Annotated in this window: 9 protein-coding genes; 6 read left to right on the top strand and 3 right to left on the bottom strand. The window is 65.3% G+C overall.

Going from position 1 to position 15,540, the window contains the following annotated elements; translation table 11 throughout:
• Nucleotides 1-226 precede the first annotated feature (226 nt).
• Entirely contained in the window at nucleotides 227-673 is a 447-nt protein-coding gene (locus DTQ71_RS11540) for an ion channel (protein WP_109564435.1), read from the bottom strand.
• A 714-nt stretch (nucleotides 674-1,387) separates the two neighbouring features.
• Nucleotides 1,388-3,673, bottom strand: a complete 2,286-nt coding sequence (locus DTQ71_RS11535) for a SulP family inorganic anion transporter (RefSeq protein WP_170125407.1) — start codon at nucleotides 3,671-3,673, stop codon at nucleotides 1,388-1,390.
• 8 nt (nucleotides 3,674-3,681) lie between these two features.
• On the opposite strand from DTQ71_RS11535, the gene DTQ71_RS11530 reads away from it, so the two are divergent.
• Nucleotides 3,682-5,406: a tetratricopeptide repeat protein gene (locus DTQ71_RS11530; protein WP_170125406.1), complete on the top strand. Its 1,725-nt coding sequence runs from the start codon at nucleotides 3,682-3,684 to the stop codon at nucleotides 5,404-5,406.
• Nucleotides 5,407-5,486: 80 nt separating this feature from the next.
• Here DTQ71_RS11530 and DTQ71_RS11525 read toward each other — a convergent pair whose 3' ends face one another.
• Entirely contained in the window at nucleotides 5,487-5,711 is a 225-nt protein-coding gene (locus DTQ71_RS11525; RefSeq protein WP_342768125.1) for a hypothetical protein, read from the bottom strand.
• Between the two features lie 250 nt (nucleotides 5,712-5,961).
• Here DTQ71_RS11525 and DTQ71_RS11520 point away from each other — a divergent pair, with 250 nt between their 5' ends.
• From DTQ71_RS11520 to DTQ71_RS11500, 5 genes are all read left to right on the top strand, one after another.
• Nucleotides 5,962-10,278, top strand: a complete 4,317-nt coding sequence (locus tag DTQ71_RS11520) for a calcium-binding protein (RefSeq protein ID WP_109564432.1) — start codon at nucleotides 5,962-5,964, stop codon at nucleotides 10,276-10,278.
• A gap of 817 nt (nucleotides 10,279-11,095) precedes the next feature.
• On the top strand, nucleotides 11,096-12,454 hold the full coding sequence (locus DTQ71_RS11515; protein ID WP_245947456.1) for a serine/threonine-protein kinase: 1,359 nt from the start codon (nucleotides 11,096-11,098) through the stop codon (nucleotides 12,452-12,454).
• Between the two features lie 3 nt (nucleotides 12,455-12,457).
• Nucleotides 12,458-13,453: an FHA domain-containing protein gene (locus DTQ71_RS11510; protein ID WP_245947454.1), complete on the top strand. Its 996-nt coding sequence runs from the start codon at nucleotides 12,458-12,460 to the stop codon at nucleotides 13,451-13,453.
• Entirely contained in the window at nucleotides 13,446-14,354 is a 909-nt protein-coding gene (locus DTQ71_RS11505) for a PP2C family protein-serine/threonine phosphatase (RefSeq protein ID WP_170125405.1), read from the top strand. The genes DTQ71_RS11510 and DTQ71_RS11505 overlap by 8 nt, the downstream gene beginning before the upstream one ends.
• Nucleotides 14,351-15,511 (top strand): hypothetical protein, encoded by a 1,161-nt coding sequence (locus tag DTQ71_RS11500; RefSeq protein WP_109564430.1) that lies wholly within the window; start codon nucleotides 14,351-14,353, stop codon nucleotides 15,509-15,511. The genes DTQ71_RS11505 and DTQ71_RS11500 overlap by 4 nt, the downstream gene beginning before the upstream one ends.
• Nucleotides 15,512-15,540: the final 29 nt, after the last annotated feature.

The following is a 15,540-nucleotide window of genomic DNA, read 5'->3' as shown; positions in this document are numbered from 1 at the left end:
CGAGTTCGCGAGGCCCCACCCGTTCGTGCGGAGGTGGGTCGTGCTCTTCGCGGTGAGGCGGAGCAGCAATCCGTTTGGGGGACGGATTTCCCGCTGAACGCGAGATCGCCCGATACCCTGTCCCCCCACCCGATCACAGTCGGGCAGCGTGAATCACGGCACTGTCGTCAGGATAAGGTTTTATCCACACGGTCGAGGGCGTTTGCCGCTTTCCAGCAGGAGGGCATCAGTCCCGTAAATTTCGTTGCACTCGTCGCACATGCCGAAAAGTATCGGTCAACATAGCGGTCATAAGGCCAAACATCAAAAAACCATTTGCGCCTGTCATCCCGCCCAAAAGCCGCTGATCCTGCGGAACCACAACGTCTCCCAAGCCCAGAGTTGTATAGGCAACAAGAGAATAGTACACGGCTTCCTCCAATGAGTTGAAGACCAGCATTTGCACAAAGATTATTGCCCAAAGCCATACACCAAAGGTCATCATTGCCATAGTTGCAAGGACGGCCATCAATACAACGATAAGTGATTTGGCCGGTTTTGGAGGGCGTCGCAGCCAAGCTTCCATAAACAAGAGTGCTTCGTTTAAAATCCACCACATAAGTGCGGCCCCAGTCAAAGAGAAGAACGTTATCGCGCCTCCCAGCGCCAACTGGCCAAACATTACCTCAGTCATCCTTTCTTTGTGCCGTTGTTCTGTAGCACTTTAAAAAGCGCCGGGGGCTTTGTTGCGTAACGGGGGTCTAATGGTGTGACCGTCCCCGACTGCGTATGGTGTGCCAAGGTGGGTCATCGACGATCTGAAGCGCCCCGGTTTACCGGAGACTCCTGACTATGAGAGTACGGAGCCACAGGGAAGACATCGGCAAGCCATGCGCCCGAGGTGCTCGAGCGACCGCTCCGCCCCTTGCCCTTGGAAACCGTTTCTCCGCACGTGTCATCGGCTAGAATTTCTCGTTGTTCCGGTAGGTTGTGCGGTTGGCGCTGAGCAGCGGCACCAAAAGGCGCGGAGGCGGTCTCTCGGGGCCGATATTCTCCGGCCTTCATGGCTGTGCAGATTTGGTGCAGAGCATGCAAGGTGTCAGATACACCTGTCTCTTTTGGGGGAGATGGCGGAACATCCCGATACTGGTCGCGCTCGACCCGATGGAACGGAGATCGCACGTCCGCCACGCGCCGGCCAAATGGCAGAATGCTGCGCCGCAGTAGAGCTGATATTCGTCACGAAGGCCGGGTCCCAAACCTTCGCTACTCCGGGGGGGGCAAGGTCCGTCGTGCCGACAAGAGAGGCATCAAACCGGCGCGGAACGCTTGGTAGCGAGCTTGTTCGCTCAAAGCCAAACGCGGCAAGCTCACGAATTGATCGCTTCGGAGGCCGAGACGCGCTCGGTCAGATCTCGGTCACGTATGTCATGTAGCGCTGAAGCCGACTGGCCAGCGTCTCGGCAAGCAGTCGATGGAAGTCTGTCGAGAGAGCTCCGGATCCGGAGTTCGACCAGAGGATCGACTGCCGGTCGATCCGCAGCAACCTGCAGTCGGTCTCTGCCTCGACTTCCGCCGACCGGGGGGTGCCGTTGTATAGAGCGATCTCACCGATGACAGTACCCGGAAGAAAGCGGGCGACGACATGGCTCCGATCGGACCCGTTTCGGAGAGTTGCGCGGGCGCGTCCTGAAATGAGCACGAACAGTTCCCGCGCATCGTCCTGTCCGCAGAGGATGCGGGTTCCCGCCTTCGCCGTGGTCACCTCGCAGAAACGCAAGGGGTCGAAGCCCGGGTGCAGATCTGCGAGGTCGTCGAGGAAAGTGGTGCCACCACGAGGCCTGCCAAGCCTCTCGGTCGAGGAGAGAAGCGTCTCCTCGACAGCGAAGAGCGCTTCGTCAAGCGTTCCGTATGACGTGATCGCGTCGCTTCCCTGGGCATCGACAGCGCCGAGCATCGCTTTCACCGCAGTCCGGGCGCCGGCCACGACCAGGTCCACCCCGATGGTCGCACATTGGCTTCGAAGCTCTGCGAAGGCCAGCGCGGCCGAAATGTCCAGGCCGCCGACGCGCGAGAAATCCAGGACGATCCCGTCAGGCGGGCGCCCCGCTTTCACGAGCTCCTGGTCAGCGATGCTTCGCAGACGGGTGCAGGCCCCGAAAAACAGGAAACCTTGGAGTTCGATGATCACGATATCCTGTCCGCTGCGTGCAAGGTGCCGCATGTCGGCGCTGGGGCGTTCCGTGCGGGAGGTTCTTGTGGCCAGGGTGTGCCGAGCATGCAGAACGTCCACTTGGCTTGCGGCCCGGGCGAAAAGCACGATGGCGGCGATGAAGCCGACGGCCATGGCCTCAAGAACGCCAACGGTCACGGCCATGGTCACCACTCCGGTGAACAGAAGGCGATCCGTTCTGGAAAGGCGCTGTTGGGCGGCCTTGAGGGACGACACGAGGAGATCGAGACCCAGAAAGCCGATGATCGTCGCAAAGAGACCTCTCGGCAGAAGGGCAAGTAGCTCGGCGCCAAAAAGCCCGACCGCGCCGCAGGTGCCCGCAGCGGCGACGGGGGCGCCGAGGCCCTTCAGTCCAACTCTCCAGCCAAGATAGGAGGTGCTCACGACCGGGTAGCCCACCAGTCCGCCTGCCGCGCCGCCCGCGACATTGGCGGCGCCGATGGCCCTGAGATCGCGGTCGAGGTCGAGAGACTGCCCGGTCGCGTAGCGCACGCCGGTCAGGTTCAGCAATCCGCCCACGATGGTAAGCCCCACGACCGCCATCAGCACCGGAAGCTCCGAGGTGATCGCCGACCAGTTCGCCGCGCCGTAGAGCGAAACAGCGAGACGCGCGCCCTGCGCGCCGTCCGGGGGCGCCAACATCACGCCACTGGACTGAACTTGAGCAAGGCCGGGCCCCGCGGCGACGACCGTATAGAAGACCGCCAGTGTCACGCCGACGGAGACCGGCAAGAGCAGGGGGGAGCGGATGCGAAGGCTCAGAAGAAAGATAACCGCGCTGGCGGCAAGCCAGGGCATCCATTGCATGATGGCGTCGGCACGGACCGCTTCCGAGATAGTCCAGACCGTTGTGGTGCGTTCAATGGCCATCCCGACCGCGCCGAGGACGAGCAGGAAACCGGTTGCCGCCAGAAATCCGAGCACGACCGGGTAGGGAATGGCGTGAACGACGTAGCTCAATCGGGCCCGGCCCAGCAGGAAGGCCGCGATCCCGGCAGCCACGGTCGTGACCGCGATCATCGACAGGATGGTGCCCACGATCTCCGCCTGTGCAGCGCCGGCAAGTCCAGCCGCGACATGCGCGGCCGCGATCGACAACAGGGCAGCCGTCACGTCCTGCGGGTGCATGATCGTCCCGCTCCATGAAAAGAACAAGCCGCCGACGATGCTCATCACCCCGGCAGCGATCAGTGATGCGCCCACCCAGGCCTCGGCGTGCGTGGCAAGATCGCCCGTGAACACGATCGCAAAGAACGAAATGCTGTAGACCACGGCGGTGGCGCCCACGAGCAAGCCGCAGGACAGGGCATAAAGCCACTTCACGGCGCGCATCGCTTTCTGCCGCCGTTCGGCCGGGATGTGTGAGAGCGACAATGCAGCATACGCGCCAGAGTGGCAGATCAGTCTCGACGCGGAAGGTTGCCATTCGTAAGATACCGTAGCGGAAACCAACGGGATCATTGTTATCCATGAAGAATGATCGCCCCGTCGCCGCAAAGCCCGTGCAGGAAGCCGAATTGAGGGAGGCCCTCGCGCGCGTACTGAGAAGCGACACATTTTCCCGATCAGAGCGCCTTCGCCTTCTGTTGCGCCACATCGTCTCCGAAACGATCGAAGGACGAGGCGACCAGTTGCTCGGCAAGAACATTGCCGCCGACGTGTTCGGGATCGACGTCGACGAGACATCGGACATCTCGCGCGTTCGCGTGGAAGTCGGTCGCCTACGGGCGCGCCTGAAGCACTATTTCGAGACCGAGGGCGCGACAGAACGCGTTACCATCGAGATCCCCAAGGGCGCATATTTCGCAACATTCAAGGCCGTTGAAACGGTGCCGCCGAAACCGGCCCAGGGGCAGGAAAACCCCTTGGATCGGGTCAACTCTTCGTGGTGGTCCTCACGACGGGTCGTCGTCGGGGGTGCCGTCGGGTTCCTGGCCCTCGCGACCGGCACGCTGTGGTCGACGCGTTCGTCGGACAGCCCGGCATTCGAGCGCCCGCTTGTGGCCGTTGCGCCAATCGAAAACCTGTCGGGCAGTCCGGACTACATCGCCACCGGGCTGACAGCCGACATCGTGAATCGCCTGGCGCGGTTCGACAATCTGGTCGTGGTGTCTCGCGCGGCCACCGCCGTGGCGAACAAGCCTGGGGAAACGGCGATCCCGCTCGGGCAAAGACTGCTCGCAGATTATCAGCTCTCCGGCGCCCTTCACGACAGTGTCGACGGATCCCGGCTGACGCTCGAGTTGCTGACGGTACCGGACGGCCAGGTCGTCTGGGTTGACGAACACTCGCTGCCCGACACCGAGCAGGGATTATCGACGGTACGAGTCGACGCGGCAAACGCCATATCTCGCGCGCTCGCCACGCGCGACGGCGTCATCCCGAGGCTCATAGCCTCCGACAGCGGCGGCGAGAATGCGCCGGACAGGGCGAGCTACATGTGTGTCCTCAGGTTCTACTCATACCTGCAGTTCCGTGACCCGCAGGAGCACGCTGCCGTCCGCGACTGCCTTGAAGACGCGACGCGGGTGTCGCCCGATTACGCCGAAGTCTGGAGCAGCCTGGCGCAGATCTATCTCGACGAGCGGCGCAACGGATTCCGAGAGGGAGCCGCGCCGGGCCCGCCCCTGTCCCGCGCCTTCGAAGCGGCCAATCGCGCCGTGGAGATCGCACCTGACAGCGCGTCGGCCCACAGCGTCCTCGCCGCGACGCAATACTTCCGGCGCGATACCGCCGCCTTCCGGGAGACGGCCCGTCGGGCGCTGGAACTCAACCCCAACGATCCCGATGCACGCGCCTATTTTGGACATCTCCTGTCGATGTCCGGCGAGTGGGAGGAGGGCCAGCGTCTGATTGCCGAGGCAAGGGACATGTCTCCGGTCCATCCGCCCGTCTGGCACCATTCCACAGCCATGGCCGCGATCCTTGAAAGGGACTTCGACCGCGCCGTGGAGGAAGCCCGGCTCGGAGAGATGCCCGGCTTCTACATGTCCTATGTCCTTCTCGCAGCCGCCCATGGCCACCTTGGCAATGCAACCGGTGCAAGCGAAGCCCTTGGGAAACTAGAAAATTTGCGTCCCGACTACCCCGAAGCATTGACGGGCGATCTCGAGCGGCGCTTTCTTGATCCGGCCCTGATCAACATGCTCGCCTCAGGCGTGCGCAAGGCCTCGTCACTGGCCGATTTTCAGTAGATTGCAGCTCCAAACATCGGCTTCACCGGGCCTTTCCCAGCCCTTCACTCCGTCAGCGAGCAAGGTCAGCAATGGGCAGTTCACGACCTATGCGTCACGCTCTCCCGCTGTAGTCCCCATTCAGTCGGAAACGGCTCGAGCACCCGCGCCAGCGTCACCTGCGGCCCCTGCCGCCCATCCAGGATTGCCTCGACGATGCCGGGTGCCGGCCGGCTGAGACGCAGGATGCGTGTCATGGAAGAGGACGCGGTCCCTTCCCGCTCGGCCAGTTCGGCGATGGTGGCTTGCGCGCCCGAGTCCAGCATCTCCTACCAGCGGAAGGCGCGGGCCAGCGCCCCCCGGCCGAGACCTCCTCCAGTCGGTCCTTGATGCTCCGCCAAGCGGCCTGTTCCGAGGCAGGCCAGTCACTACGGGCAGCGCGACGGCGGAGGTCTTTGGAGGGGTCAGATGTAAGGAATATGCAACAAAATCATACAAACAGTGGCCGCAGCGTTGCGCACATCTGCCCGGCGCTTTTCAAAACCTCCACAGAACACAGTGTGACGGGTTAAGACTATGGCGAACCAAAGGATCTTTGGCACCCCGCAATCGGACGTCCTCTCCTCGGCCGGGACCGAAGATACCTTGCAGGCCCTTGGCGGCGACGACTTCATCCTCCAGAGCGGAACCGGAAATCGTGACTGGATCGCGCGCATCGATGGCGGAGCCGGCAGCGACACATTCGAGGTGGTCATTCCCGAGGGCGCGGATCCCGAGGACACCGTCCCGGATTTCGCGATCCACGAAGTCGATCCAATCCTGTATGGCGCTTACACCCACGTCCTCACGCACCTGAGCACCTTCCAACTGGGCGGGCTCAAGAATAACGGTCGCACACTCCTGCGCGATGTCGAGACGCTGCGCGCGCCCGATGGGACAGACACGACGCTGAGCGTCGGCGCTCTCGACTGGCATGCCGAGACCGATGTGCAGTCTTTCGAGGTCCAGCACATCACAAGCCTTAGCCCCGGCAACCTGCTGGGCCGGACCGTAGCGAGCCTGTCGGACGGAAACGTCGTCAAGGTTTTCCAGGTCGGTGAACCCGGTGCCGACTTTGGGAAACTGGGGTTTCGCATCATCGACGGCGATGGTGACATCGTTCTGAATTCCGACCTGTTCGGGCTTGGCACGCGCGAACTTTTCAATCCCTACGAGCAGCAGCTCACGAACGGTCGACAGGTGACCGCGCTCGTGGACGGCGGCTTCGCGATCACATTTCTGGAGCAGAGCACCACGGTCCAGGGAGACCGCAGCCAATATCTCACGCAGCTCAAGGTCCAGCTCTTCAATGCCGACGGCACGGAACGCGGCGAGGCGCTGGTGGTCCACGAAGACCCACCGGGCGGCCCGGTCACGACCCCGGTCGGCTTTTCCGCCACGACGATGGAAGACGGCCGGCTCTTAGTTTCCTGGGAGAGCCCGACACGCCACCTCGTCGAGACCGTCGTCGACCTCGACGGCACAAGGCGCGACAGCGCGTCTTTCGAGCTGTCCGGGTTGGGCGGGTTCTTCCCTGGCGCCGTTGCCCTGCCGGACGGCTATACCTCGATCTATCTCGACACGACGCTGCGTGACCGCAACAACGACGTGATCAACCGTCTCATCGCGCGCAATCATACGGTCGATGAAGCGACGGGCGCGATCACCTATACCGGCACGGAGAACGATACCGAGCTTTTCCGCTTCGAGCCGGGCGTTGGCATCATGACGGCTGACTATGCCGCGCTTGGCAACGGAAATTTCGCCGCCGCCTTCCTGACCACGACACGCGAGACGGTGCTGGCGACCTATGTCGACGGGGCCGTGACCGCGGCAAACCCGCTGCCAGGACAATACAGCGTGTCGAATGGGGACATCTCGCTGACCGAGGCGCCCGGCGGCGGCGCCTACCTCGCGCTCGAAGTGAATGACCCCAACAACCCCGACGGCGCCGTCTTCGGCGCCCACGCGATGATGATCCCGATCGCCCAGGACGGCACGCTCGGGACGCCAGCCAACATGAGCAACGCGCTCGACGACACCGTCGGCAACAACCTGCGGCCCGTAGTCGCCGCGACCCAGGATGGCGTCATCGCCTTCTGGGATGGGAGCGGCGCCGAGGAAGAGTGGGTGAGCTATCAGAACGCGGCGGCCTACGACGCAACCCCCGCCAGCAGCGCGTACGCCGACACTATCCTCGGCACGGCCGGCGACGACAGTATCGCGGCGCTTGGCGGCGACGACCTCGTCGTGCAATCGGCCGGCATCGACCGGTTCGACGGCGGGGCGGGCAACGATACGTTCTCGGTGGCGGGATCCGGCGCGCATATTCTCTCGCTGGCCGACAGCTATGTGGCCACGTTCGAGACGCCCTATCGCGAGGCGTTGCTCGGCTTCGAGAACCTCGTCGGCAGCGCCGAGGGCGACCGGCTGATCGGAGACTTGGAGGCCAACCGGCTCGAGGGCGGAGGCGGCGACGACACGATCAGCGGCAATGGCGGCGAGGACACGATCCTCGGCGGAGAGGGGACGGACACCTATCTCGCGATCCCGGGCGGTCTTGACTACCTGCGTCTGGACGCCGCGGCCTCGGTCGAACGGCTGGACCTGTCGCAAGGCCCCCTGCGCGCCACATCGACCGGCGGCGATTTCGACCTGAGCGGCATCACCGGCTACGTGAACGCCGACTCGATCCTGGGCGGAAACGGCGACGACCGTATCATCGGCACGACGCGCAACGACACGATCGAAGGCAATTCAGGCGATGACTACCTCGACGGCGGGCTCGGCAACGACACGCTAATCGGAGGCTCGCGGACCGACACGCTCATCGCTGGCCCTGGCGACGATGTGCTCACGGGCGGAACGAGCTTTTCGGAGGGCAATGTCTTCGTGTTCGCGCCGGATTTCGGAAGCGACGTCATCACCGATTATCAGCGCAGCCGCGACAAGTTGGATTTCAACGCCTTCACCGCCGCCGAACTGGCGCAGATCACGGTCACTCAGCAAGACACCAGCCGCGTTGCCACCTTCCACGATGGCAGCTCGTTGACGCTCGAGAACACGGCGCGGAACTACACGCCGACCGGCAGCCTCGCTGTGTCCGGCGATATGATCGAAGACGCCACGCTGCGCGTCGATCTCGGCGGCATCACCGATACCGACGGTTTCTCGGTGACGGGAACCTATCAGTGGCTTCGCGATGACGTCGAAATCGCCGGCGCGACCGCTGCCACCTATCAGCTGGGCCAGGAAGATGTCGGAACTCAGATTTCGGTCGTGTACCGCTACACGGACCTCTTCCGCACGGAGGAGGAGGTACAGAGAACCGTCCTCACCCGAGTCCAGAATGTGGACGACGCCCTGGAGGGGAGTGTCGCCGTTACCGGCGACCTCCAGGAGGGGGCGGCGCTCTCGGCGGATATCTCCGGCCTGAGCGACGAGGATGGGATCGCGTCCGTCCGCTATCGCTGGCTGCGCGATGGTGTTGAGATCGATCAAGCCACCGGCGAGACCTATCTGCTGACGCAGGAGGATGTCGGCGCCGAGATCGTCCTGCGCGCCACGGTGTCGGACCGGTTCGGAGGGAACGGCGTCAGCGTCAGCACCGCCGGGGCGCCCGTCACGAATGTCAACGACGCGCCTCAAGGCAGTCCCTCCGTCCTCGGGACGGCGCGGCAGGGCGAAACGCTTACGGCGGTCACGACCGGTATCGCGGACGAAGACGGACTTGGGGCGTTCAGCTACCAATGGCTCCGGAACGGCGTCGAGATCGCGGATGCGACCGCCGAGACCTACTTGCTTGAGCAGGCAGATGTCGGGGCGGCGATCACCTTGCGGGTCGGCTATGTGGACGGGTTCGGCACGGACGAGTCTGTCGTCAGCGGTGAGACGGCCGCCATCGCGAACATCAATGACCTGCCGGAAGGTGCGCCGACGATCGATGGCCTGATTGAGCAGCGCGAAACCCTCGTCGCGCGCACCGACGCGCTCACCGATGCGGACGGGCTTGGCGCCTTCGCCTTCCAATGGCTGCGCAATGGGGCCGAGATCACCGGCGCCAATGGCCAGAGCTACGAGTTGGCCGCAGAGGATGTGGGGACGGAGCTGTCGGTCCAGGTCTCCTATACCGATGGGTTCGGCACGCCGGAGCGGGTGGTGAGCGATCCGACAGGCATCATCGTCGCGGGCGATGACGTGCTCGAGGGCACCGCCGGCAACGACACGCTCCAAGGCAGCCCCGGCGCCGATACCCTGAATGGCGGCTCGGGCGCCGACACGATGGAAGGCGGAGGGGGCGACGACACCTATATCGTCGACGACCAGCGCGACAGGGTCCGCGACACCGAGGGCTTCGACAGTGTTATCCTTGAGCAGCGGGTCAAGTTCCGGGTCGAGGGCACCGGCGTGGAGCGTGTCGAAGCCGCAGAAGGCGGCGGAAACTCCTGGATCTTTGGCGACGCGCGCGCGACCGAAATGATCGGCAACGAGGCCGATAACATCCTGATCTCCGGTGGCGGCAACGACACCATGACGGGCGGCGCCGGCCGTGATTACTTCGCGTTCCAGGGGACCGCTGTCGCGCCGAATGGCACGATCACGGATTTCGACGCCTCCGACAAATTGCTGCTCGACGATCAATTCTTCGGGTTGGGGAACAGCCGGATCAATTTAAGGCCACTCGACAGGGCCGAGGTTCTGGACTTGCTGGATAACGGGCTGGCCGCGTTCCGGCTCCGCACGAAGGAATTGTCGGTCGATATCGACGGGCCGGACGGACCGGAGGGCCTACAGATCATCGCGACCTTCGAGGGCCGCCCGGCTCTCGGCTTGGACGACGTCATGCTGTTCTGACCTGGAGGCTCGCGCGCGCGGCTGGGTGGCATAGCGATGTGAACGCCCCCGCGTGAAGGCCCGAACTGAACGAAGGGCGAGTCTCCGGCGACGCCGAAATGATCGGCGTGGTCCTCACACAGACCGTGTTCAAGGCTTGTCGGACGGTGTTGCACACATCGGGGCCTGATCGCAGTTTGCCCTTCCCCGGAGGCAGTCACCTGAGGGCCACGGAGACAGGCATGCCCTTCGCGGTGTAGCGCTTCGGGACCGCGATGCGGCGCTGGAGGTCCGACACGTGGTGATCGGGCGCGCGCGCAATTTGGCGCAGACGGAGCAGCATCGGGGATCGCCGATGGCGCGCCCGGTCATCTCGACCGCTCGGGCCTCCGATGTTTCCTTGTTGGCCTCAGGATGGATCCCGCGCCATACCCGCGATCCGGGGGCGGCCATCGATCGACGGGATCGGCGGCCCCAGGCCGCCGAGCCATCAGTCTGGTTTCATGCCGTGACCGCGTCGGCTGCCTTGTCCAACGAGGCCTCTCGCCGCCGCGACTGTCCGGGTCGCGACGGCGAGGCCACGTTTGGCAATCACCGATCGCGCCGTCACTCCGCCAGGATCAAGGTCGCCGCCAAACAGATGACGGCGATGCGCCCGCGATTGGCCCGATACTCTGAATTTGAGCGGAATGCAGAAGTCTAACATCCCGCTTACTTGTCAAAACTCGGACTCCTGCGTGTCAGGTTTCGGGCCGAATCCGCGCCATATTTCAGCGAACCCGCGACCCTTGCGCCGGGAGCTATTGTCCGACCCCAAAGAACAGGAGGCCGCGCTATCATGGAACAGGAGCCTGCTCTGGCGACGGATGCAGCCTCTCCGATGGCGGACGAGCTGCAGCCGGGCACCAAGATGTGCCAGGGGCAGTATACTGTTCTGCGTTACATCAACTCGGGCGGGTTCGGCGTCACCTATCTCGCCCATGACAGCCTGGGCCGGAAGGTCGTCATCAAGGAGTGCTTTCCGGGCTCCATGTGTTGCCGCAGGCAGGGCAAGGTGCGCCTGCGCTCGGTGTCGAACGAAGTCGATTTCGGCCGCGTCGTGGAATTGTTCGAGCGCGAGGCACGGGCGCTGGCGCAGCTCTCACACCCGAACGTCGTCGGCGTGCATCAGATCTTCAAGGAGAACGGCACCGCCTATATGGCGATGGATTTCGTCGAGGGCCCCGACCTTTTCGACGTCCTGGAGACGACGCCGGACCGGCTTGGCCCCGACGAGGTGCGGCGGCTGCTCGATCAGCTGCTGAAGGCCCTGGCCTATGTCCACGAGAACGGGATCCTGCATCGCGACATCTCGCCGGACAACATCCTGCTCGCCCCAAACGGGATGCCGGTGCTCATCGATTTCGGCGCCGCGCGCCAGAACGCGGCACGGGCGACCCGGATGCTGTCGCGCATTCACACCGTCAAGGACGGCTACTCGCCGCAAGAATTCTATCTGGCCGGCAGCTCCCAGCGGAAATCGAGCGATCTCTACGCGCTGGCGGCGACCTTCCACCATCTGATCCGGGGATGCCCGCCGCCCAACAGCACCGTGCGCCTGGCCGCCGTGGCGCAGAACGATCCCGATCCCTACCAGCCGCTCGCCGGGCGCATCCCGTCCTATGACGATGCGTTTCTCGCCGCGATCGACAAATGCCTGAATCTCTTTGCGAAAGACCGGATGAAAAGCGCCGAGGAATGGCTCCAGGCCATCTCGGGCGCGCCAGCGTCGACGCCCGCGCCAGCGGGCGAGTTGGGCCAGGATCTCCGGCGCCAGATCTCGGAACTCGTGCGCGAAACGGCGGTCTGCATCAGCCAATCCAGGCGCGAACCCGAAGCCGCCATCGAAGTCACCCGGCCGGATCCGATCGAAATTCAACGGGCCAAGGAACGCGAACACTGGGCGAAGGTCACCAGAGACCTCGAAGAGATCCGGGCCGAGATCGAAGCCGCCGAAGCCCTGCGCCGCGAGACGGAAGAGGCCGATGCAAGGCGGCGGCACGCGCAAGGCAAGGCCAGGCACGGCCCCGACCACCAAGGGCGCAGGGCGGCGAGCAAGGCCCGGACGCCTTCGCGCTTCGGCCAGTGGGTCGCCGGATTTCTGACGTTGCGCCGCGATGTCTCAACCAAACCCGCGCTCCAACCCCAGGAGGATTAATCCATGTCTGCCTTCAGAAACATCGTCGCGCGCCGACGGCCCTCCCTGATCACGCCGGAGATGCCGCAGGAGGAGGCTGCGCCGCCTGTCAGCGACGACCTCCCCGCCGAAGCGCCGGGCCAAAAGCCGCTCGTCCTGCTCGACCCGATCGACGCGATGAGACCGCCGGCCCATGAACGGCCGCCAAGCCGTCCGGCACCTTTGGAGGAGCCCCAGCACTGGGAGCCGGAATCGCCGCTCCACACCATGGCAGATGACGGGAATGCGGAAGAGATCGTGGAGGAGGAGCCCCCCTCGGATGTGCCGGGCGGGCCGCTCATGACCCCGCCGGAGAGCAAGATCTGGGACCTGGAACCCGCCAGCGAACCGCCGGTGCGGCCAGAACCGGAGGCGCCGCCGGAGGTCTCCCTTTCCGATCTGACGGATCGCGTCGTCGCCGCCGCGTCCGCCGACAGCCCGGCCGCCCCGGCAGCGGCGCCGCAGATCCCGGCGCAGGAGACGGCCCGGACCGCGCCGCCCGCCCCGCCTCAGAACCGGCGTGTCAGAACGCGCCTGCTGGGCTTCCACGCCGAAGACCTCGTGCCGGACCTGTTCGCGCCCGGACAGACCACGGCAACCGCCGAGGCGGTCAAATGCCCGATCGGTTTCCTGGTGATCATCGACGGGCCGGGCTTCGGCACCTCCTTTGCGCTGGCCGCCGGGCTCTCGACCCTGGGCCGTGGCGAGGATCAGACCGTGACGCTCGATTTCGGCGACGACAGCATCTCGCGCAACAACCACGCCTCCATCGCCTATGACGAGGAGGAGAACCAGGTTCTGATCGGACATGGCGGCAAGTCCAACCTCGTGCGGCTGAACGGCAAACCCCTGGTCTCGACCACCGAACTGAGCAATGGTGACCAGATCCGCATCGGCAAGACGACATTGCGGTTTGTCGCCCTGTGCGGGCCGGAGTTCAGCTGGTCGGACACCCGTCAGAAGGCCGGGGGCGATGTCTGAACCGCGCGCCGATGTCGCCACCGCGGTGGCCCTCGGATGCCGCGAGCGTCAGGAGGACGTCGTCGCCACCCGGTTCGACGACGACGGCGAATACGGCTTCGCGGTGCTGTCGGACGGCATGGGCGGGCATGACGATGGCGACCTCGCGGCGCGGGTGATCGTCTCGTCGCTCTCGGGCGCCCTGCCCCTCGCAGGACTGACACGGCCACTGGATCAGGAGCAGGCGCGCCGGCACCTGCTCGACGGCGTGCATGCCGCCAATAACAGCCTCAGGGCGCGGGTCGAGGATGGCTCCGGCAAAGAGGGCATGGGCGGGACAGTCGTCGCCGCCATCTTACAGAACGAGCGGCTCAGCTGGGTGTCGGTGGGCGATTCCTCGCTCTACCTCTTCCGGGACGGTGCCCTGTCGCGGCTCAACGAGGATCACTCGCTTGCGCCCCAGATCGACCTGCTGGTCGAGCGGGGCATGATGGACCCGGAAACCGCGCGCACCCATCCCCAGAGGGGCTGCCTCACCTCGGCGCTGGTGGGGGCGCGGATCAATTGCATCGACTGTCCCGCGGAGCCGGTTGCCTTGGCCGAGGGCGATATCCTTCTGATGGCCAGCGACGGTCTGGCGGCTTTGGCGCAGGGCCAGGTCCGTCAAATCCTCGCCGACCATCGAGACTGCCCCAGCGAGGCCATCGCGCGGGCCCTGTTGGACGCCGTAGCGGGCGCGGGCGACCCGGATCAGGACAACGTGTCGGTCATCGTCGTCAAGCCGCGCCCGTCCTTTGCCGCGCCGAGAGCGGCGATGCCCTGGCCCGCCGCCCGATCCGCCGTGATCACCCGGATCCGGGCGGGGATCGCGCAGTTTCGGGCCTTATTCGCCTCGGCTTTCATGGATCGGTTCGTCCGATGACGGCCCAAGCGACCCTTTCCCAGCTTAAGGCGCTGTCCCGCGTGGACGGGCTCTCACGGCGTGCGGCGGACCGGATCGCGCGCCTGATCGACCGGCTGGAAGCGCCCGTTCGGGTGGGCGTCTTCGGTCTGCCGGGCGCGGGCAAGGCCGCGATCGTAAACGCGCTGGCCGGGGCGGAGATCTTGCGGCCCGGCGCGCAATCCGTCCCAGTCCTGCTCCGCCGGGCCACGGAGCCCGCCGCCCGGCTGACCCTGGCGGGGGGCGAGACCGCCACGGTGCCGCTGGATCTGCCTTTCGTCGCGCCCCCTGGGGTGCTCTTCGCGGATATCGCCGTCAGCCACCCCGCGCTGGAGCGCATGTCGGTGCTGAACGTCGCCGCCGAAGCCGCGCCGCGCGACATGATGGCCGCGATGGCCTGGGCGGCGCAGCGCTGCGACATCGCGCTGTGGTGCACACGCGCTTGGGACGCAGCCGAGCGCCGGATCTGGGAGGCGGGGCCGGACGCGCTCAAGCACCACGCCCTGCTGGTGGCGACCGCGGGCGAGGAGGTTCTTGACCGGGCCCGGGCCGGCGGGTCGTTTCAGGGCTACGAGACCTGCGTCGTGCCGGCGGACGGGCGGGCGGACGCGCCCTGCCCCGCTCAGGTGGAGACGCTGCGCCGGCGCCTCGCGGACATGATCGACACGGCCCGCGCCGCCGATCTCGATGTCGCCGCCTTCCTGCTCGAACAGCACGCGCCAGACGTCCCGCTCCCGGCCATGGAAGCGCGCCCCGAGCTTGTATCCGAACGCGCGCGCCCCGAACCGGCCGCCATCGCCACACCATCGCCATCGGTCCATGCGGCCCTGTCCCGAATGGTCTGGCAGATGCGCCACGCGGCCCGGGACTTGGCACGGGGCCTGCCCCGCCACGGCCTGACGGAGGACGACGCCACCCGCGTGCTCGCGCGTCTCCAGGCCTCGTTCGACGCGCTGCTGGATCTCGCCGACGCGGACGATGCCTTTGCCGACGCCTTCCCCGCCCTCCATGCCGAGCTGATCAACGCCCAAGAGCTGGTGCAGCTGCTCAAGATCGAGGGCCAGCCAAGGCAGGCCACGGAGGGCCTCATGTTGCTGAGCCAAATGCGGCGCGAGGTCTGTCACGCGCTCGCGGCCTAATTTTTGGGCCGCAGGGCCGAACGAAGGAG

Origin of the sequence: Jannaschia seohaensis (assembly GCF_900116765.1) — a bacterium.
Lineage (GTDB): Bacteria > Pseudomonadota > Alphaproteobacteria > Rhodobacterales > Rhodobacteraceae > Jannaschia > Jannaschia seohaensis.
This window is presented reverse-complemented; position numbering and strand designations above follow the sequence as displayed.